This window comes from Allomuricauda sp. TY007, assembly GCF_010468565.1.
Classification (GTDB): Bacteria; Bacteroidota; Bacteroidia; order Flavobacteriales; family Flavobacteriaceae; genus Flagellimonas.
This window is the reverse complement of record NZ_WUEG01000003.1, coordinates 163,635-182,292: the sequence shown is the minus strand read 5'-3', so window position 1 is coordinate 182,292 and position 18,658 is coordinate 163,635. Positions and strand designations below refer to the sequence as shown.

Here is an 18,658-nt window from a genome sequence, read left to right as displayed (position 1 = left end):
AGATAAATTTGCAGCGGATTCGGATAACTTAAGACGAGTTCGTTAATTAAGAGAGATATGAGCGGAACATTGAACAAAGTAATGCTGATCGGGCATTTGGGAGACGAAGTGAAAATGCACTATTTTGAAGGCGGAAACTGTATCGGCAGATTCCCCTTGGCCACCAACGAGACCTATACCAATAGGCAAACAGGCGAAAAGGTGACCAATACGGATTGGCACAATATCGTAGTGCGCAACAAGGCCGCTGAAATTTGTGAAAAGTACCTCAGTAAAGGCGATAAGGTTTATGTGGAAGGCCGTTTAAAAAACAGGCAATGGCAAGGCGAGGATGGCAATATGCGGTATACCACCGAAGTGCACGTGCAGGACTTTACTTTTTTGACCACCAAAAAGGAAAGCATGGCCAATGCACAATCATCAGGTTCGTCCGCTAACTACCAAGAGCCATCGAAGGCTGAAAGCCCTGCTGCGCCTACCGATAATTCGGAGGAAGAGGATGACGACCTACCATTCTAAATAAAACACTAAAAAAGCAATATTAAATTGGATCCCGAGCCCCATTGTTTGGCATTTTACTTTACCACATTTAGTGGAATATTCACTTTAAAAATTGTTGTACTGATACTGCTCTTGGCTGGCTCAGCTCTGATTTCAGCCGCAGAAGTTGCTCTTTTTGGTCTATCACAGACCGATGTGAACGAAATGCAAGAGGGCAATTCCTCCCGTGGCAAGTTGATTGTAGAGTTATTGACCAAACCCAAAAAGTTATTGGCCACCATTTTAATTACCAATAATGCCATCAATATCGGAATTGTATTGCTGTTCAGTTCCATAGGCGATACGATTTTTGAAGGAATTGATGGAACATTGCGTTTTTTGTTGGAAGTAATAGTGGCCACCTTTTTAATTTTGATGTTCGGTGAAATCCTGCCAAAAATCTATGCTAACCGTAATCGAGTGCAGTTTTCTCATTTTATGGCCGTTCCTTTAAAAGGGCTGAATTATATTTTTACGCCCTTAAGCTCCCCGATGCGGTCCGTAACCCTTTTTATGGAGGATAAGTTGGGGAAGAAAAAATCCAATTTGAGCATTAACCATCTTTCCCAAGCTTTGGAACTGGCCTCCGAAGGGGATACGACCAAGGAAGAGCAAAAGATATTGGAGGGAATAGTAACCTTTGGAAATACGGATACCAAGCAAGTAATGCGACCACGGATCGACATATTTGCGGTCAACGAGAAAATGAAGTTTCCAGAAATACTCGAAGAAATCAAAAAGAACGGATATTCCCGGATTCCCGTATTTGCGGAAAATATGGACAACGTAATGGGCGTTCTTTATGTGAAGGATTTATTGCCCTATATAGAGAGGAAGAGTTTTAACTGGATGTCGCTGATCCGCGAACCTTACTTTGTGCCGGAAAACAAGAAACTTGATGATTTGCTGTTGGAGTTTCAGGATAAGAAAAATCATTTGGCCGTTGTGGTGGACGAGTATGGCGGAACATCTGGAATTGTAACACTGGAGGATATCATTGAAGAAATTGTGGGAGATATCAGTGATGAGTTTGATGATGAAGACCTGGTATTCTCCAAATTGGACGATTACAATTATGTATTCGATGGCAAAACGGCCTTAAAGGATTTTTATCGTGTGGTAAAAATAGAGGAGGAAGATGAGTTTGAAAGCAAAAAGGGCGAATCGGAGACCATCGCGGGATTTGTGCTGGAAATTTCAGGGAGTTTTCCCAAAATAGGAGAGAAGGTGTTGTTCAAGGACTACCAATTTGTGGTGGAAAGCATGGACAAGAAACGATTGAAACGCATTAAAGTAACATTGCCCCATGAAACATAGTATATTGTTTTTTGTAATTGTAGCAGCACTTTTGGTAAGTTGTAAAGACGAGGTGTTGCCCAAGCCCAAAGCTATGCTTCGGTTGGATTATCCGGCTGCGGAGTACGCAAAGTCCGGCTCTGATTGTGTGTATACTTTTGATAAAAACATCCTTTCTGAAATCAAGGAAAGTAAGGATTGTTCCATGGTTCTGGACTATCCAATGATGAACGGGTCAATCTACCTTACTTACAAACCTGTTCAAGGAAATTTGGATACACTGCTAGTGGATGCACAAAAACTTTCATACGAACACGTGGTAAAAGCCGATAACATTGCGGAACAACCCTTTATTAACCAAGAGGATGGCGTTTACGGCATGTTCTACGAAGTAAGCGGAAATGCAGCCTCGCAATCACAGTTTTATGTGACTGATAGCATCAACCACTTTGTGACGGGTTCTTTATATTTCTACGCCAAACCCAATTACGATTCCATTCTCCCTGCCGCGATGTACCTTCAGAACGATATCCGAAGGATTATGGAAAGTTTACGGTGGAAAAATTGATTATTGTACAGTATCCTTGGCAAGCAAAGCCTGGGCCCTTGCAATACTACCGTTTATTTTTTCCTTGACCACTTTTACTTTTTCTTCTTCCTCATCCAACCATCGCTGTTTTTCTTCGGAAAGCTCCTTGCCGTTTAAAATCTCTTCGTGATTGAATCGGTCTCCAAAATCCTTCATCCAATCCATCATGGTTTTATGTGCATCTTGAAGATCTTTCATAGCAATTTCGTATTGCTGCCCCGTTTCGGTGGAATCCACTTTAGGTTTTAGTTCCCCGACCAATTTTCCGATTGTACTCATTTTGGGCATTACCTCGTCATGGATGGCCATTACCTCTTCCATTTGTGATGAGCTCTTGGGTGCTCTTTTTTCCTCTTTGCAAGAGAAACTCAAAAATAAAATAGCACAGCTTAGGATAAAAATGGTTTTTTTCATGGATTTTTATTTGTCTACAAAAATAAACAACTGTCAAACATCATTATGTAATAAAGAACTAATATGTATTAATTACTGATTATTCTCATATTCTTACCATTGAGCAAGATCTATCTTTGCAACTTAAATAAGAGTCGTTGCAACGGATACAGTCCATATTTAGTCCCAAAAACCTTTTTGCTTGTATTTTCGTTATTTTGATAATGATAAGTAATCTCCGTTTTTCATCAATGTACGTGTATTATAGCTTGGACAGGGAAGGGTTTATTGAGCAACTTTGCGAGAACAAGGACAAGCCTGAACTCAATTGTAACGGTCAGTGTATGTTGATGCAAATGCTCCGTGCCCAAGCGGAGGATGAAGAGCCTATGCCGGTAATCGGTTGGGAAGAAGTTTTGTTTTTTTTCATGGATTTGCCAGCGTACAATCTACCCAATGATACCGAGGAGGTCAATAACTCATTCTACTATAAAGATTCTTACTCCTATCGCTTTAGCGATACCCTTATTAAACCACCTATGGCTTAAGGTTTTACAATAAAATCGGCAAACACCTATTGCCGAACATGTATAATCTTAACATAAAATCAAAAATGAATAGAATTGCGATGGCAAAACTTTGTGTTTTGCTTTTTGGGACAGGTGTGTCCTATGCGCAAGTTTCGACTGCGCAAGATACCTTATCAAAAGCACCGGTACAATTGGATGAGGTACTGGTTAGGGGAAAACGAAAGACAGACCCGGTTTTATCCTCATTTAAGAGCGAACCGGAAAAGAAAATTGTCCAATCCAAGAATGTGGCCGATTTATTTAAGGATATCAATGGATTTAGCCTAATTAAACGTGGCAACTATGCCATAGACCCATCTTTTCGGGCTTCACAATATGAGCAACTCAATGTTCAATTTAATGGAGGAACCAAGATAATGCACGCCTGTCCTAACCGAATGGATCCCATTACAACACATGTGATTCCTGAAGAGATAGAGCGAGTGGAAGTGGTCAAGGGTCCTTATACCTTTAGGTATGGCCCCACTTTTGGCGGAATTGTGAATTTGGTGACCCAAGAAGTCGAAAAACAAGAAAAAGGGTATCATGGTAAGATAAACTTTGGTGGTGAAAACAATGGAAATGCCATTACCAGTTACGCAAATGTGAAATATGTTGGTAAAAAGTTTGATGCCAACCTCAATTTCGGCTTCCGTGATTTCGGGAACTACGAAGATGGAGATGGCAATGAAGTACCTTCCTCCTTTAAAAGTACCGATTATGGTGTTCAAGTGGGCTATAATCCAACGGATAACCAAAGACTTCAGCTTGGTTTCAGACAATCTTTTGGACGGGATGTGCTGCATGCAGGATTGCCCATGGATACAGAAGAGGACAATAGCAATGTATTTTCCGTGGATTATAAGCTGGGCAACATTTCAGATGGCCTACAAACCTTGAGTGCAAAGTTATATCGTTCCATGGTGGACCATATAATGACCAATGAATTGCGTCCAACCTTTATGATGATGGAAGCCGTTTCCGAAGTGGAAGCCAGTACCCTTGGTGGAAGGGTGGAACTGGAATGGAGACCGATCAGTAATTTTAAACTATATACAGGGATTGATGCATTTTCGGTAGGACGGACAGGGCAGAGAACCCGTTTGGTAAAGAGAAACATGAATGGAGGCTTACTCCCTGCTCCCATGGAGTTTGTTGATGAGGTATGGCAAGATTCCCAAATTGATGACTACGGAGCATTTGTAGAGGGTAAATATCCGTTATCCAAAAAGTTGTTGTTGAATGTAGGGGCGAGGTATGACATGGTTCTGTCCAAAACAGATGCACCAGCAGAGGATTTTGTTGCCGAATATCCCGATTTGGATACAAGAACGGAGCATAATTTTAGTACAACAGCATCATTTAAATATATGGCTTCGTCCAAGCTTTTGTTGGAATTGGCCTATGGTAGAGGAGTGCGTTCCGCGAATATGATCGAGCGCTTCATCAATCATTTTACAGTAGGTCAGGATCCTTATGAATATGTAGGAAACCCCTATTTGAATGCTGAGATAAACAATCAATTTGAGTTGGGTATGAAAGCAAATGCCAATTTTGAGGGATATGCTTTCAACCGATTGGATTATGGAGCCTCTGTCTATTATGCTATCTATGACGATTATATTGTTCCCGTGATAGATCCATCATTGGACAAAAAATATATGCCCATGGCAGAGCCCACCGAGGTAAAACGGTTCACCAATTTGAATGATGCTTACAAAACAGGATTTGAGGTTTTCGGAGAATTGGCTTTTTTGGAAGATTTTGCCTTTAAAACGGAGTTGTCCTATGTCTATGCCAAGAATCAGGATTTGGATGAATCCCTTCCGCTGACACCACCTTTGGTGAGCCGTTTCAATTTAAGTTTTGAGAGAGAAATGATTTGGGCCACAGCAACCTATACGCTTACATCGGAACAATCCAATATTGCGAATTCCTTTGGAGAACAAACAACGGAAGGATACGGAGTTATGGATTTGCGTTTTGGGGCTAAGCCCTTTGAGCATTTGACTGTAGGCATTGCAGCATCCAATATTTTTGATGAGACCTACAATAATCACTTAAACTTCTCTTTTGTGAACCAAGCAGATTATGGTCGGGTACCCATTAATGACCCTGGCAGGAATCTATCTGCCTTTATACAGTATAGTTTTTGAGAAATTCGGGGATAAAAAAGGCGCTCGGTAAGAGCGCCTTTTTCCTTATAAAGAATCTTCTCTATTTAAAGTCTGATGCCTCAACCCCTTCGTTTACTTTGATTTCTTTCACATTAAATTCAAAGTTTTGAGGTCCCATGCTCTGCATCAGCTTGAACGGGAATTTGATACCTGAAACTTCTTGGTAATCGCTGTATCCCAACGTACTCGTCATTTGCTGGCCTTGTACTTCCTGAGTGTTGATTTCTTGAACTTTTAGACCGGTTTCCACATCGTAGAAAGCGGTTTTGCTGTCGTTTATTTTTAGCTTGTAGGCCTTTTTGTCGCCCACAGGCTCAACACCTTCCAAGGTAACATCCCCTGCAGCCAAGTAATTCAATTCAGGGAAAGCGGCAGATTCTTCTTTGATTTTTGCAATTTCCTCTGGAGAAAGGTCTTTACGCTGACCTTGCACCACCATGTAACCGGAATCGCCATCCAAAACCTGTTTTTGCATGGAATTTCCTTGCACTTTTACATCTTGCATGAATTGGTCTTGGGAGGTCTTCTTCATCTCAAGTTCCAGTTTCATGCCCTGCATTTCTGCTTCGGCCAACATGGAATAAGAGTCCACACTTTCCAGTTTGGATTTTCCGCCAATGGCCTCAATATAGTTTTTCAATACAGTATTGGCATCCATCCCTTCGGGAACGGCGGCACTATAATCAGGTTTTTCCGTTTTGTTGGCATACTTATCGTAATACAGTACAGGAACATCTTTTCCTTTAAAGGTCACTTTCTCCAAGTTTTCCAAAACATCGCTTCCCTTTCCGGTAACAACTACGCGGGCATTGGTGGTGGAAAAGTGTTTTTTGGCTGCTTGGAGCACATCTTCTTTGGTAATGGCGTCCAATCGTTCCAGATAGGTTTCATAAAAATCCTTTGGAAGATCCTCGGTCTCTATGTTTAGTGCATACTCGGCAACGGTTTCAGGTTTTTCGAGGGCCATCACAAAGCTTCCTGCATATTTGGCCTTCGCATTAGCCAGTTCTTCATTGGAGACGGGCTCGGAAGTTATTTTATCTATCTCTTTCAAGATTTCGACCACGGAGCTATCGGTAACGGCATTTCTTACTTGCGCATAGGCGTTAAAACGCATTGGACTAAATTTATTGGCCCTTAATCCGGAATAGGAACCGTAGGTGTACCCTTTGTCCTCTCTCAAATTTTTGAATAACCTTGCCTGTCCACCGCCACCTAATATTCTATTGGCCAAAAGGGCATCCAGATAATCTTCGTCCTTCATTTTTAAGTGGGTGATGTTCTCTACCGCAACTTCGGACTGCACAGCGTTGGGCATATCCACAAAGTTGATTTGGGTGTACTGCACATCTTTTGGATTGGAATAGCTAAAAGATGGCGGTGCTGCTTTGGACCATGGTGTGAACGCCTTGGTCACCAAATCTTTCACGTTTTCAAATTCTACATCACCGATTACGACCAAATAAGCGTTGGCGGGAACAAAATAAGACCGGTAGAATTGCTCCACATCGAGTAGGGTTACATTGTTAACGGTCTCCTCGGTCATAAACTCGCCAAAGGGGTGATTTTTTCCGTAGGCCAAGGCCAATTGAACCCTATCCGCAATGGCGGAAACGTCTTTTTCCTCGGATTTGATGCCTGTTATGATTTTCTCTTTTTCCTTATCAAATTCTTCTTGGAGAAAGTTTGGATTGAGTGCGGCATCGGCCATCAACTCCAAAATCCTTGGGAAATATTTGGACAAAGAACTTGCGAACGCACTTTGCTCACCAATGTAAATATCGGCACCTAAAAAATCCACTTCTTCATAAAATTCGTCCTTTGGGATGTTTTTGGACCCTTTACCCAACATGCTTCCCGTTAGGGCAGAAACTCCAGCTTTGTCCCCTTCCAAAATAGGAGGGTTGTCTATGGAAAGTTGAATGCGAACCCTAGGTAATTTGTGGTTTTCCACTACGAGTACCTTCAAGCCATTTTTAAGCTCAAAGCGGGCAGGTTCCTTTAAGTTGATCTTGGGAGCAGGACCAGCTTTTGGTGGTGTACTCCTATCAATTTGTGCGTATGAGGCTGTCATACATAAGGACAGCACAGCTAAAATTAAATACTTTTTCATCTTAATTAGCATCTTTTTGTTCTGGTAAATATTCCAACTCGATACGTTGGTTCACCTTCAAATATTTTTTGGCCACCTCCATGATTTCTTCACGGGTAATGGAACGGTAGATATCAATCTCCGTATTGATGAGGTTGGTATCGTCCTTCAGCATATAGTTTTCGGCCAAGGAATTTGCAATGCCTTCAACGCTGCTGTTGGCATTTACGAATTGGTTCTCGAACTTGTTCTGAAGTTTTTGATAATCCTTTTCGGAAATCAATTCCATTTGAAGCTTCAATATTTCTTCATCAATTTCTTTTTTGATATCCTGAATGGAATTGTCGCCAACAGGAAGTCCTCCAACGATGTACGAGCTGTAATCTTCGGCATCAATCGGGACGGAAAGTATTTGAAGTGCCATTTTTTTCTCGTCCACCAATTTTTTGTAGAGTTTGGAGCTTTCCCCATCGCTTAAATAAGTGGAAATCATGTTAATGACATAAGCATCCCGTTGCCCTTGCCCTGGTGTTCTATAAGCCAATAAAATTGCAGGGATTTGGATGTTGGGGTCGTGATATTTGGCAAACTTGGTTTTGGTGATAGGCTCTTCCTTTACGTTTGGTCTTTGGATTTCGGCACCTCTTGGAATAGGGCCAAAATAATCCTCGATCATCTTTTTGGTCTTGGCGGTTTCAAAATCGCCAGCAACGACCAAAACAGCGTTATTGGGCACATAATAGGTTTTATTGAACTTTTTAAAATCGTCCAAAGTGGCACTTGCCAAATGCTCAAAAGACCCGATAACCCCCCAGCGATATGGATGGTTGGTATATAGATTTTTCAGGATTTCATTAAAAAAGGCACCGTAGGGAGAATTATCTACCCGAAGCCTCTTTTCCTCCTGTACCACTTCTTTTTGGGTATCTACACCAACTTGCCCGATTATAGGATGCATCAAGCGTTCCGATTCCAGCCAAAGGCCGACTTCCAAACTGTTGGAGGGAAAAACTTCATAATAATAGGTGCGATCCAAAAAGGTGTTGGCATTATGCCTTCCTCCATTGGAAGCAACAATTTGATCCCACTCACCTCGTTCAATGTTTTTGGTGCCTTCGAACAATAAATGTTCAAAAAAGTGGGCAAAGCCCGTTTTGTTGGGATCCTCGTCCTTAGATCCCACATGGTACATAACCGATGTGGTAACCACAGGCGCACCGTTGTCCTGATGTAGGATAACGTGCAGACCGTTGTCCAGATCATACTCTTCAAAAACCACTTCCTGTGCCGAAAGCAGCGTTACTGCAAAGAGCATTGTAAATGCAGAAAACAAATGTTTTTTCATGTTAATAGTCAGTATTTAAAAATTGATATTGCTAAGAGGTTGGTATCGATTTTCCAATCGATGTTACGCTAAATATAAAATTTTTTATGACGATCCCATGAATATATAAAAGTCTTTAGATTTAAAATGTGGGATAATTCACAAACATTCAGTAAATTAAACAATGAATCCAAAAATTGAAAGATGAAAAATTTAACCCTTCCAATCCGTTTCGGAATAGTTACCAGTGCTGTACTGATTGCATATTTTTTGATTTTGGCCTTGATGGGAAAGCATACCAATGTTTTTTACAGCCTGTTCAATGGAGTGATTACTGGTTTTGGCATATATGAGACAATCAAGTATACCAAAATAAGGCAGGGCAAGAGTTTTAGCTATGGAAATGGATTTACTGCAGGCATTACAACTGGTTTTGTTGCTACGCTGCTGTTCACCATTTTCTTTGCCGTCTATGCAACGGAGTTGGACAGTACTTTTCTTGATAAACTCTCCTCGGCATGGTCCAACGACTATAAGAATTTCCAAGGGATTGTATTTTTTACAGTGGCCATTATGGGGTTTGCCACGACTTTGGTTTTGACCCTCTCGTTTATGCAACTCTTTAAAACCAGCAACAATTCAAAAAAAATTATGGGTTAAATCAGGGAAGATTACTTGTAGATTAAGGATTTAGCAGTATATTTGCACCCGCTAATTTTGATAAAGCGCAGTAATTTTAATCTAATTAACGCATTATGTACGCAATTGTAGAGATGGCAGGGCAGCAATTTAAAGTTGCAAAAGACCAAAAAGTGTACGTTCACCGTTTACAAGCAGAAGAAGGTAAAAAAGTTACTTTCGACAAAGTGCTTCTTTTGGAAGATGGTGGTAACGTAACCATTGGCGCCCCGGTCATAGAAGGTGCGGCTGTTGAAGCCAAAGTAGTAAAACACCTTAAAGGAGATAAGGTAATCGTCTTTAAAAAGAAAAGACGTAAAGGATACCAAAAGAAAAACGGTCACAGACAATATTTGACTGAAATCGTTGTTGAGAGTATCTTGGCAAAAGGAGCCAAAAAAGCGGCCCCCGCAAAAGCCAAAGCTGAAGCAAAACCAGTTGCCGAACCAAAACAGGCAGAGAAAAAAGCGGAAGCTCCAAAGAAAGAAGCTCCAAAAGCAACCGAGGACTTGAGTTCCAAAACTGTTGCTGAATTGAAGGAAATGGCAAAGGCCAAGGAAATTACCGGTTACTCTTCCATGAAGAAGGCCGAGTTGATAGAAGCGTTAAGCAAATAAGAAAAGAACTAAAATTTATATATCATGGCTCACAAGAAAGGTGTAGGTAGTTCAAAAAACGGTAGAGAATCAGAATCGAAGCGCTTAGGTGTTAAGATTTTTGGTGGTCAGGCAGCCACTGCTGGTAACATTATTGTAAGACAACGTGGTACCAAGCACAACCCTGGCGAAAATGTATACGCAGGAAAAGACCATACCTTGCACGCCAAGGTAGATGGTGTTGTTAAGTTTGAAAAGAAAGTTGGTGGTAAATCTTACGTTTCCATCGAACCTTTTGAAGCTTAATAAGCAACAAAGATATTTTGGAAAAGGCTCTGCATTTGCGGAGCCTTTTTTATTTGTCATCATTTTTAAAGATTTCAAAAACTAATGGTGATGTTTTTGGAGTGATGGGGAGTGACCTTGACCTTCTTATGTTGTAGTATATTGAAAAGAACCTCTATTTTTAGGATTTGGGCAAATCTTGGACCTGTATTAGAAGCGTAATTTCCGTTTTCGGGCTGTAATTTCCCAAGTGTTTACTTTTTTACCGTTTTCAATCACAGAAACTTCATCATGAAGATTTATAGTGGGACAAATGTGATACGGAATGCCATATAGGACATCTCCAACATTATGTTTGTCCCAATCTTTTACTTTGATCACACCATGTTCTTCACTTTGTGAAAGCAATTCATAATTTTCTAGATTGAGAAATTTGACCCGTTTGTCAATCGGGTTTTCGGCTGCCACGGATTTATGGCCTAAATCCACCGTAATAATGTCCTCGGTGGGTTTGGAGATAATCCTCGTGACCAAAAGCGCGGCATGTTTAAAGTTTTGCTCCTTTAATTTTTCATCATAGCCCCAATCCCAAAGCACACAAGTGCCCGGACTGGTAATTCTACTACCTTCAATAAGATGGGAGGTAAAGGACGGGGTTCCTCCACAGATCATTTGGGAGTCTGGGTACTTTTCTTGAACCGCTTTAAAATATGCGATCACTTCTTCCAGTCCTTTTTCAATTTTTTGGTTCCTCTCTTCAAAATCGGTGTCGCGTAAATGGCCATCATACACATGGAACCCTTTAAAATGTAATGCATTGCAAGTATTAAGAAAAGCCATTAGCTCGTCGAGGCTGTGCCCAACTTTAATGCCTGAACGGTTCATTCCGTTATTGATGTCAATATAAATATCAATGGTGAGTTCATGGTCCAAAGCCTCTTGGTTTAAAAGCTCGGCACTATCCATATTGTCCAAAATAGAGGAAAACTGGGTTTCAGAATAGTGTTTCATCAAACTAAGGAGACGTTTTACTTTGGGCCCAACAAGCTGATGGGAAATCAAAACAGACTTAGCTCCAGCTTCAGCAGCTATTTCCGCTTCAGCAATGGTGGAAGCCTTAAAATTGGAGATTCCGGATGTCAACAATAGCTCCATTACCTTGGGCATTTTGTTGGTTTTGATGTGCGGCATCAACCGTTCTGTTTTGCCATCAACCAAGGTAATCATCTCTTTTATGTTGTATTCAAGGTGTTCCAAGTATAATGCAATTGAGGGAGAATCCACCGTTTCCACATTCTGTATGTTGTACCAGTTATCCATTGTTTTGAAATATAAGTTGCCGAGGCAATGTAACCAATTAAATGATACCAAAAAAAGCTCCTTGATAAACCATTGTGACTTTTACACAAAGTTTTTTTGTAGTTTTAATAGCATTAACCATAAATCTTATATCATGAAAAAAGCAATCATTTCATCATTATTGGCTTGTTCTATTTTGTTTACTAGCTGTTTAGGCTCTTTTAGTGCCTTCAACAACTTAAAAGATTGGAACCAAGGATTAACGGATAGCAAGTTTTTGGACAACCTGATTTTTTGGGGATTGAACATAGTTCCTGTTTACGGCCTATTCTTTCTTGGGGATACCCTTATTTTTAACGTAATCGAGTTTTGGTCGGGATCTAACCCAATTGCGATGAAAGATGGGGAATCCGAAACCCAAATGGTAGAGCACGATGGAAACAAATTTAAAATGGTGGCCACCAAAAATAGAATTCAAGTTACCGTGGTGGAGGGACCAAAAAAAGGAAAGAAAATTGATTTGGTATACAAACCAGATGAAAAATCTTGGAATGCCATTCGTCCAAATGGTGAGATTATTAAACTATCCTCTTTTGAAGAAGGTTTCTATATTGTTTATATGCCAAACGGAGAAAAGGTTAAAATAGACCCTATGAGTACTAGGGAAGAAGGATTGGCCTTGTTGAAAGAAAGCAAAACCTGCTACTATGGTGAAACCCTTTTAGCTGATTAAAAAATAAATTCCAATAAAAAAACCCATGGTTTTGACCATGGGTTTTGTGTTTTATAGATCTTCCGTGCTTAGTATCGGTAATACTCTGGCTTAAAAGGTCCTTCGACTTTTACACCGATATAATCTGCTTGCTCTTGCTTTAGCTCGGTTAACTCAGCGCCCAAACGGGACAAGTGCAATTTGGCTACTTTTTCGTCCAAATGCTTCGGAAGCATATAAACTTCGTTGGCATATTTGTCGCTGTGGTTCCAAAGTTCTATTTGTGCCAAGGTTTGGTTGGTGAACGAGTTGCTCATCACAAAACTTGGGTGACCTGTGGCGCATCCAAGGTTTACCAATCTACCCTCGGCCAAGATAATCACATCTTTGCCATCAATAGTGTACTTGTCAACCTGTGGTTTTATTTCGTCTTTGGTATCGCCGTAGGTTCCATTTAACCAAGCCATATCAATTTCGTTGTCAAAATGACCAATGTTGCAAACAATGGCTTTGTCCTTTAAGGCTCTAAAATGCTCTTCACGTATAATGTCCTTGTTGCCTGTAGTAGTGATTACAATGTCGGCATTGGATACCACGGTTTCCAATTTTTTCACTTCAAAACCGTCCATACAGGCTTGCAAAGCACAAATTGGGTCAATTTCGGTAACGGTAACAATGGCACCTGCCCCACGGAACGATGCGGCAGTTCCTTTTCCAACATCGCCATAACCGGCAACCACAACACGTTTACCGGCCAACATGGTGTCCGTGGCCCTGCGAATGGCATCCACGGCACTCTCACGACATCCATATTTATTGTCAAATTTGGACTTGGTCACGGAGTCGTTCACATTAATGGCTGGCATGGGAAGCGTTCCCTTTTTCATTCTTTCATACAAACGGTGTACTCCGGTTGTGGTCTCTTCGGAAAGTCCTTTTACTCCGGTTGCCAACTCAGGAGATTGGTCAAGGACCATATTGGTAAGATCTCCGCCATCGTCCAAGATCATGTTCAATGGTTTTCTTGCCTCACCAAAGAACAAGGTTTGCTCAATGCACCAGTCAAATTCCTCTTCGGTCATCCCTTTCCATGCATAAACCGGGATTCCTGCAGCAGCTATTGCCGCAGCAGCGTGGTCTTGAGTAGAAAAGATGTTGCAAGAGCTCCAGGTTACCTCAGCTCCGAGCGCGACCAAAGTTTCGATAAGTACCGCAGTTTGGATGGTCATGTGAAGACAACCGGCAATCCTTGCGCCCTTTAAAGGTTGTTGGCTCCCGTATTCTTCACGTAAGGCCATTAGTCCTGGCATTTCGGCCTCGGCAAGCTCAATTTCTTTCCTTCCCCAGTCTGCAAGAGAGATATCCTTTACTTTGTAAGGTACATGCGGAATTGTCTTTGTGCTCATATTTTATATAAATTTACTTTTGTAGCTTCGCTTAAACAGTGCGACAAAGATACGAATTCACTTAACTTTAGCTCATGCCCATTTACAAAACAATAACAGTTTCGCCAACGACCAAAGTCTACATTTGGAAGGTTACTGAGCCAGAGGCCGAACTTGCTAAGGGTGTGGAGCTTACAACGCATTGCCAAAACAGGATGGACGGCATGAAATCGGAGGCACACCGAAGGGCTTTTTTGAGTATTCGTCACCTTATGGCAAAGGCGGGCTATGTAGATCATGATCTGTATTATGACGATTTTGGAAAACCCCATCTTAAGGATGGGAAATTTATCTCCATTACCCATTCGCACAACTTTACCGGAATAATTATCAGTGAAACCGATGAGGTGGGTATCGATATTGAGATGCAGCGGGATAAAATCCTAAAGATCGCCCACAAATTCACGCCCATCCAAGAGTACAAAACCTTGGCCAATTCGGAAGCATTGATGCGAAAGCTCACCATTGTTTGGGGTGCCAAGGAGTCGCTCTACAAAATTTACGCACAGCAGGGACTCAGTTTTTTAAGGCATATCAACGTGATTGATTTTTCTTTTGAGGACACCCGTACCGTGGCCGAGATATTGTACGAGGGAAAAAGATCGCATTACGAAATTGAATTTATAGAGTTTGAGGGCTTTACATGCGTTTATGCGCTTAAAATGATGGGGGGATGATGATTCCTTTTTGTAGTTTTGCTGAAACTATAACTGCCCATGAAAGTATCCGTTGAACTAACCTTATCACCACTTCAAGACAATTTTGAAGCTCCTGTCATTGATTTTATCAAAAAGTTGCGCGATTCGGGACTCACCGTTTTAGAAAATCCATTGAGTACACAGGTGTTTGGTGATTATGATAAGGTAATGGAACTGCTCCATACAGAAATCAAGGAAAGTTTTGAGAACTTGGACCATGTGGTACTTACTATAAAAATGGTAAAATCCGACCGAAGCGAGTATGAACCCCATTTTTGATTTTTTTCTCGGCCCCTACGAAGACCGAGAGCTATCCCTGATCATTTTAGAGGCCACCGCTTTTTTCTTTGGAATTGCCAGCGTGGTCTATGCCAAAAGGGAAGATATTTTGGTGTACCCCACGGGATTGGTCGCTACCGTAATAACTACCTATATTTTTCTTGTGGATCGCCTGTATGGCGATATGATGATGAACTTCTATTATTCCATTATGAGCATTTACGGATGGTGGAACTGGGCCAGAAGAAGAGATGATAGACGGTTGGTGGTCAATATTACGAGAACCAATACCAAAGAAAAATGGATAGGCTTTGGCTTTTTCTTACTGACCATGTTGGTTACTTATGGGGTATATAGGATGTTCGGCGCCGAAATAGAACCTACCAATTACGTGGATATATTCACTTCGGGGATTTTCTTTACCGCGATGTGGTATATGGCCAATAAAAAATTGGAAAACTGGACCCTTTGGATTTTGGGTGATTTAATAACCGTACCTTTGTACGCATATAGAGGATGGGGTATGTTCTCTTTGCAATACCTCATTTTTACTGTGTTGGCAATACAGGGATATCTAGCATGGAAGAAAAACTTGGGCAAGAGCCCTCAAACCTCATAAAAGTAGTCCTTTTTGGACCCGAGTCTACCGGAAAAACCACCTTGGCCCAACAATTGGCCGAGCATTATAATACGCAATGGGTGCCCGAATATGCACGGGAATATCTTCAAGAGAAATGGGATAGGGAAAAAAAGACTTGCGAACCCCACGATTTGGTTCCCATTGCCTACGGCCAAATGCGCTTGGAAAATGAGTTGGCCAAAAAGGCAAATCAAGTCCTTATTTGTGACACCGATCTTTTGGAAACCAAAGTATATTCGGAGGCTTATTACAATAGTACCTGCGACCCACTTTTGGAGGAGTACGCCCTCAAAAACACCTACGACCTATACTTTTTGACATATATAGATACACCATGGGAGGCGGATGATTTGAGGGACAAGCCAAATGAAAGAGAACGAATGTTTGCGTATTTCAAGGAAGCTTTGGAGAATAATAACAGGAAATTCGTTATTTTAAGGGGGGATAAAGCGTCAAGGCTATCCACAGCAGTAAAATATATAGATAAACTTCTCCAAAAACATGATTGAATTAAGTCCTAAAGACTTGGAACAACTGGATTCCAAAGGAATTTCCAAAGAAAAAGTAACAAACCAAATACAAACATTTAAAGAGGGTATTCCCTTTGTTCAGCTATCGCAAGCTGCTGTGGTGGGCAATGGCATACTTAGGTTTTCCGAAAAGGAGCAACTCGACCTGCTTCAATATTTTGAGGACAACAGAAAAGAACTGGAACTATTAAAGTTTGTGCCAGCTTCTGGAGCAGCATCCCGAATGTTCAAGGCCATGTTCAATTTTTTGGACAGTTATAATCCATCAAAAGAAAAACTCTCCGAATACATAGAGCGAACTGGTGACAAGGATGCTAAAAAGTTTACCGAGAACCTTTCTGATTTTCCTTTTTACGACCTCATTATGTCAAGAATAAAAGGCAAAGCATCCAACAAGGATGAAGAAGCCTATCTTTTTGTAAAGGAGATGTTGACCGAAGAGGGCCTTAATTACGGTTTTTATCCAAAAGGCCTATTGCCTTTTCATAAATATGATACAGGAACGGCAACCCCGTTCGAGGAACATTTAAAAGAAGCTGCCCTGTATGCCAAAACAAAGGGCAGGGCCAATCTTCATTTTACCGTATCGGAACAGCATGATGAGATGTTCGCCAAAGAAGAAGCCTCGGTAGGGCCAAAAATTTCAAAAAGGACCGATACCATTTTTAAAGTGTCCTACTCCAACCAAAAACCTTCAACGGATACTATTGCGGTGGATATGGACAACCGCCCATTCAAAAATAACGATGGATCCATTCTGTTTCGTCCAGGAGGGCATGGGGCACTCATAGAAAACCTTAATGATCAAGATGCCGATATTATCTTCATTAAAAATATTGATAACGTAGTTGTCGATAAAAACCTGGAGACCGTGGCCAACAGCAAAAAAATGTTGGCAGGGGTACTTAAAAAAGTACAGGACAAGGCTTTTTCTTATGCCAAACTTTTGGAAAACGATGATGTTTCCATTGAAAAATCGGATGAAATAAAAGCTTTTTTGGAAAGAAATCTCAATGTTCGCATGCCCAAAAATTACGATGATTTCAGCGTGGACGAACAAAAGAAGGTTTTAAAAGATAGGATAAACCGCCCCATCCGGGTTTGTGGCATGGTGAAGAACGAGGGCGAACCCGGTGGAGGTCCTTTCTGGATAAAAGATGGTCAAGGAAACTTATCGCTTCAAATCATAGAGTCCGCCCAAATTGATATGGACAACAAAGAACAAGCAGCAATAGTACAGAACGCAACACATTTTAATCCCGTGGACCTGGTCTGTGGAGTCCGGAACCATAAAGGTGAAAAATTCAACCTATTGGATTATGTGGACACCAAGCAAGGGTTTATTACTGGCAAAACCAAAGAAGGTAAGGAATTGAAAGCCTTGGAACTTCCTGGTCTGTGGAACGGGGGCATGGCCTTTTGGAATACCATTTTTGTAGAGGTACCATTGGTAACGTTCAATCCGGTTAAGACCGTAAACAATCTTTTAAAACCAACACACCAAGCATAAGGATTTAAAAAACAATGAATTAATCCGCTTCCTAAAAAGGTGGCGGATTTTTTTGTGTTTTGGTGTGACCTATCACTAAAAGGTGTGTCTTAAAAGTATATTCGAAATTGTTTTCGATGACATGATTAAATTTTGATAATCCTTGCGGGTTGTCTCAACTAGGTTGGTTGATTTGGTAAGAGGCCGTGCATTTTGTACGGCTTTCTTTTCATAGTGTTCGGAAACGATAGGCAACAACGTTAAAATGATTTATAAAATAGTCCTGTTCTTTAATCTAGTATCATTGGCTCTGGCCATATACATATTGGTATCGTATTTAAAAAACAGAAATAAGGATAAGGACATGCAAAATCAGGATGATGCTATATAAACACTATCCATGTATTATCCATTCCTGCCAATCTGTACCGTGGTCTTTTTTCCTTGTGACCGTATAATTGGCAAAAATGAAAGGCTGCTTCGGCAGCCTTTCTTGTATAAAAATTACACGCTTTGTTTATCCCATTACACACTTTTACACACAGCTTCAAAATAGCCGAAAATTATAAATAACTGATAAACAATAATGTACGTGTGTTTGGTATGTGATTTTAGAATTGGCACCATGTTTTCACATAGTTAGTCAAGTTTAACAATTAAAATCATATACCATGAAAAATTTAGCTTTAGCAACAGTACTATCATTTGTAGGAATCACAGCATTTGCCAATGTAGAAACTCCAGAATTGGAAAATAATAACGCAATGGAAATCGTACAGGGAGATTTTGAAGAGATCAGCGTGTCCGACCTTCCATCGGCAGTAACAGGTGCTGTGGAATCAGACTACCCTACGGCTACGATCAGTAAGGCATACAAGAACGATCAAGATCAGTACAAATTGGATCTTACCCTTGAAGACGGTACAACAGGAACTGTTTATGCCGATGCCGAGGGGAATTGGATTGACATGTAATTAGTTTTATCACCCCACACTAGTTAGTTTGGTTGGAAAAGGGCTGCTTCGGC

20 protein-coding genes are annotated in these 18,658 nt (G+C 40.9%); 15 read left to right on the top strand and 5 right to left on the bottom strand.

What is annotated here, in order from left to right; genetic code table 11:
• Positions 1-57: 57 nt before the first annotated feature.
• Genes ssb through gldD form a run of 3 tightly spaced genes read left to right on the top strand, consistent with a single transcriptional unit; the run spans position 58 to position 2,404 of the window.
• Positions 58-519, top strand: coding sequence for a single-stranded DNA-binding protein (gene ssb, locus GO009_RS04215; protein ID WP_163624967.1), 462 nt, complete (start codon positions 58-60; stop codon positions 517-519).
• A gap of 27 nt (positions 520-546) precedes the next feature.
• Entirely contained in the window at positions 547-1,857 is a 1,311-nt protein-coding gene (locus GO009_RS04210; RefSeq protein WP_163624966.1) for a gliding motility-associated protein GldE, read from the top strand.
• Positions 1,847-2,404: a gliding motility lipoprotein GldD gene (gene gldD / locus GO009_RS04205; RefSeq protein ID WP_163624965.1), complete on the top strand. Its 558-nt coding sequence runs from the start codon at positions 1,847-1,849 to the stop codon at positions 2,402-2,404. Before GO009_RS04210 ends, gldD begins: the two co-directional genes overlap by 11 nt.
• Here gldD and GO009_RS04200 read toward each other — a convergent pair whose 3' ends face one another.
• Entirely contained in the window at positions 2,405-2,839 is a 435-nt protein-coding gene (locus tag GO009_RS04200; RefSeq protein ID WP_163624964.1) for a hypothetical protein, read from the bottom strand.
• Positions 2,840-3,069: 230 nt separating this feature from the next.
• Between GO009_RS04200 and GO009_RS04195 the strand changes: the two genes are divergently transcribed.
• Positions 3,070-3,366: a hypothetical protein gene (locus tag GO009_RS04195; RefSeq protein ID WP_163624963.1), complete on the top strand. Its 297-nt coding sequence runs from the start codon at positions 3,070-3,072 to the stop codon at positions 3,364-3,366.
• Between the two features lie 65 nt (positions 3,367-3,431).
• Positions 3,432-5,543 (top strand): TonB-dependent receptor, encoded by a 2,112-nt coding sequence (locus GO009_RS04190; protein ID WP_239057380.1) that lies wholly within the window; start codon positions 3,432-3,434, stop codon positions 5,541-5,543.
• A 61-nt stretch (positions 5,544-5,604) separates the two neighbouring features.
• On the opposite strand, the gene GO009_RS04185 is transcribed toward GO009_RS04190, so the two are convergent.
• Both GO009_RS04185 and GO009_RS04180 read right to left on the bottom strand, forming a co-directional pair.
• Positions 5,605-7,677, bottom strand: a complete 2,073-nt coding sequence (locus GO009_RS04185; protein ID WP_163624962.1) for a pitrilysin family protein — start codon at positions 7,675-7,677, stop codon at positions 5,605-5,607.
• Between the two features lies 1 nt (position 7,678).
• On the bottom strand, positions 7,679-9,001 hold the full coding sequence (locus tag GO009_RS04180) for a pitrilysin family protein (RefSeq protein WP_163624961.1): 1,323 nt from the start codon (positions 8,999-9,001) through the stop codon (positions 7,679-7,681).
• A gap of 183 nt (positions 9,002-9,184) precedes the next feature.
• On the opposite strand from GO009_RS04180, the gene GO009_RS04175 reads away from it, so the two are divergent.
• From GO009_RS04175 to rpmA, 3 genes are all read left to right on the top strand, one after another.
• The gene (locus GO009_RS04175) at positions 9,185-9,640 is read left to right on the top strand and encodes a DUF4199 domain-containing protein (protein WP_163624960.1); all 456 of its coding nucleotides are present in this window, start codon (positions 9,185-9,187) and stop codon (positions 9,638-9,640) included.
• Between the two features lie 95 nt (positions 9,641-9,735).
• Complete coding sequence (gene rplU / locus GO009_RS04170) at positions 9,736-10,275, top strand: 50S ribosomal protein L21 (protein WP_163624959.1); 540 nt, start codon at positions 9,736-9,738, stop codon at positions 10,273-10,275.
• 24 nt (positions 10,276-10,299) lie between these two features.
• The gene (rpmA, locus tag GO009_RS04165) at positions 10,300-10,560 is read left to right on the top strand and encodes a 50S ribosomal protein L27 (protein ID WP_163624958.1); all 261 of its coding nucleotides are present in this window, start codon (positions 10,300-10,302) and stop codon (positions 10,558-10,560) included.
• A 189-nt stretch (positions 10,561-10,749) separates the two neighbouring features.
• Here the strand turns inward: rpmA and GO009_RS04160 are convergent, their stop codons facing one another.
• On the bottom strand, positions 10,750-11,859 hold the full coding sequence (locus GO009_RS04160) for an alanine racemase (protein WP_163624957.1): 1,110 nt from the start codon (positions 11,857-11,859) through the stop codon (positions 10,750-10,752).
• A gap of 133 nt (positions 11,860-11,992) precedes the next feature.
• Here GO009_RS04160 and GO009_RS04155 point away from each other — a divergent pair, with 133 nt between their 5' ends.
• A complete protein-coding gene (locus tag GO009_RS04155) occupies positions 11,993-12,571 on the top strand; it encodes a DUF3332 domain-containing protein (protein WP_163624956.1) in 579 nt (192 codons plus the stop codon).
• Positions 12,572-12,639: 68 nt separating this feature from the next.
• On the opposite strand, the gene ahcY is transcribed toward GO009_RS04155, so the two are convergent.
• A complete protein-coding gene (gene ahcY, locus GO009_RS04150) occupies positions 12,640-13,956 on the bottom strand; it encodes an adenosylhomocysteinase (RefSeq protein WP_163624955.1) in 1,317 nt (438 codons plus the stop codon).
• 74 nt (positions 13,957-14,030) lie between these two features.
• Here ahcY and GO009_RS04145 point away from each other — a divergent pair, with 74 nt between their 5' ends.
• From GO009_RS04145 to GO009_RS04120, 6 genes are all read left to right on the top strand, one after another.
• On the top strand, positions 14,031-14,672 hold the full coding sequence (locus GO009_RS04145) for a 4'-phosphopantetheinyl transferase superfamily protein (RefSeq protein ID WP_163624954.1): 642 nt from the start codon (positions 14,031-14,033) through the stop codon (positions 14,670-14,672).
• A 39-nt stretch (positions 14,673-14,711) separates the two neighbouring features.
• Positions 14,712-14,972 (top strand): thiamine-binding protein, encoded by a 261-nt coding sequence (locus GO009_RS04140; RefSeq protein ID WP_163624953.1) that lies wholly within the window; start codon positions 14,712-14,714, stop codon positions 14,970-14,972.
• Positions 14,956-15,591, top strand: coding sequence for a nicotinamide riboside transporter PnuC (gene pnuC, locus GO009_RS04135; protein ID WP_163624952.1), 636 nt, complete (start codon positions 14,956-14,958; stop codon positions 15,589-15,591). The genes GO009_RS04140 and pnuC overlap by 17 nt, the downstream gene beginning before the upstream one ends.
• Positions 15,552-16,121 carry an AAA family ATPase gene (locus tag GO009_RS04130; protein WP_163624951.1) on the top strand — a complete coding sequence of 190 codons (570 nt, stop codon included), beginning with the start codon at positions 15,552-15,554 and terminating at the stop codon, positions 16,119-16,121. Before pnuC ends, GO009_RS04130 begins: the two co-directional genes overlap by 40 nt.
• Entirely contained in the window at positions 16,114-17,652 is a 1,539-nt protein-coding gene (locus GO009_RS04125; protein WP_163624950.1) for a DUF4301 family protein, read from the top strand. The genes GO009_RS04130 and GO009_RS04125 overlap by 8 nt, the downstream gene beginning before the upstream one ends.
• Positions 17,653-18,302: 650 nt before the next feature.
• Positions 18,303-18,605, top strand: coding sequence for a hypothetical protein (locus GO009_RS04120; RefSeq protein WP_163624949.1), 303 nt, complete (start codon positions 18,303-18,305; stop codon positions 18,603-18,605).
• Positions 18,606-18,658: the final 53 nt, after the last annotated feature.

What these genes read in the sequence shown, in the direction of transcription:
- ssb (WP_163624967.1), top strand. Translation starts at nt 58, where the DNA reads ATGAGCGGAACATTGAACAAAGTAATGCTGATCGGGCATTTGGGAGAC.
- gldD (WP_163624965.1), top strand. Translation starts at nt 1,847, where the DNA reads ATGAAACATAGTATATTGTTTTTTGTAATTGTAGCAGCACTTTTGGTA.
- GO009_RS04200 (WP_163624964.1), bottom strand. Translation starts at nt 2,839, where the DNA reads ATGAAAAAAACCATTTTTATCCTAAGCTGTGCTATTTTATTTTTGAGT.
- GO009_RS04195 (WP_163624963.1), top strand. Translation starts at nt 3,070, where the DNA reads ATGTACGTGTATTATAGCTTGGACAGGGAAGGGTTTATTGAGCAACTT.
- GO009_RS04190 (WP_239057380.1), top strand. Translation starts at nt 3,432, where the DNA reads ATGAATAGAATTGCGATGGCAAAACTTTGTGTTTTGCTTTTTGGGACA.
- GO009_RS04185 (WP_163624962.1), bottom strand. Translation starts at nt 7,677, where the DNA reads ATGAAAAAGTATTTAATTTTAGCTGTGCTGTCCTTATGTATGACAGCC.
- GO009_RS04180 (WP_163624961.1), bottom strand. Translation starts at nt 9,001, where the DNA reads ATGAAAAAACATTTGTTTTCTGCATTTACAATGCTCTTTGCAGTAACG.
- GO009_RS04175 (WP_163624960.1), top strand. Translation starts at nt 9,185, where the DNA reads ATGAAAAATTTAACCCTTCCAATCCGTTTCGGAATAGTTACCAGTGCT.
- rplU (WP_163624959.1), top strand. Translation starts at nt 9,736, where the DNA reads ATGTACGCAATTGTAGAGATGGCAGGGCAGCAATTTAAAGTTGCAAAA.
- rpmA (WP_163624958.1), top strand. Translation starts at nt 10,300, where the DNA reads ATGGCTCACAAGAAAGGTGTAGGTAGTTCAAAAAACGGTAGAGAATCA.
- GO009_RS04160 (WP_163624957.1), bottom strand. Translation starts at nt 11,859, where the DNA reads ATGGATAACTGGTACAACATACAGAATGTGGAAACGGTGGATTCTCCC.
- GO009_RS04155 (WP_163624956.1), top strand. Translation starts at nt 11,993, where the DNA reads ATGAAAAAAGCAATCATTTCATCATTATTGGCTTGTTCTATTTTGTTT.
- ahcY (WP_163624955.1), bottom strand. Translation starts at nt 13,956, where the DNA reads ATGAGCACAAAGACAATTCCGCATGTACCTTACAAAGTAAAGGATATC.
- GO009_RS04145 (WP_163624954.1), top strand. Translation starts at nt 14,031, where the DNA reads ATGCCCATTTACAAAACAATAACAGTTTCGCCAACGACCAAAGTCTAC.
- GO009_RS04140 (WP_163624953.1), top strand. Translation starts at nt 14,712, where the DNA reads ATGAAAGTATCCGTTGAACTAACCTTATCACCACTTCAAGACAATTTT.
- pnuC (WP_163624952.1), top strand. Translation starts at nt 14,956, where the DNA reads ATGAACCCCATTTTTGATTTTTTTCTCGGCCCCTACGAAGACCGAGAG.
- GO009_RS04130 (WP_163624951.1), top strand. Translation starts at nt 15,552, where the DNA reads ATGGAAGAAAAACTTGGGCAAGAGCCCTCAAACCTCATAAAAGTAGTC.
- GO009_RS04125 (WP_163624950.1), top strand. Translation starts at nt 16,114, where the DNA reads ATGATTGAATTAAGTCCTAAAGACTTGGAACAACTGGATTCCAAAGGA.
- GO009_RS04120 (WP_163624949.1), top strand. Translation starts at nt 18,303, where the DNA reads ATGAAAAATTTAGCTTTAGCAACAGTACTATCATTTGTAGGAATCACA.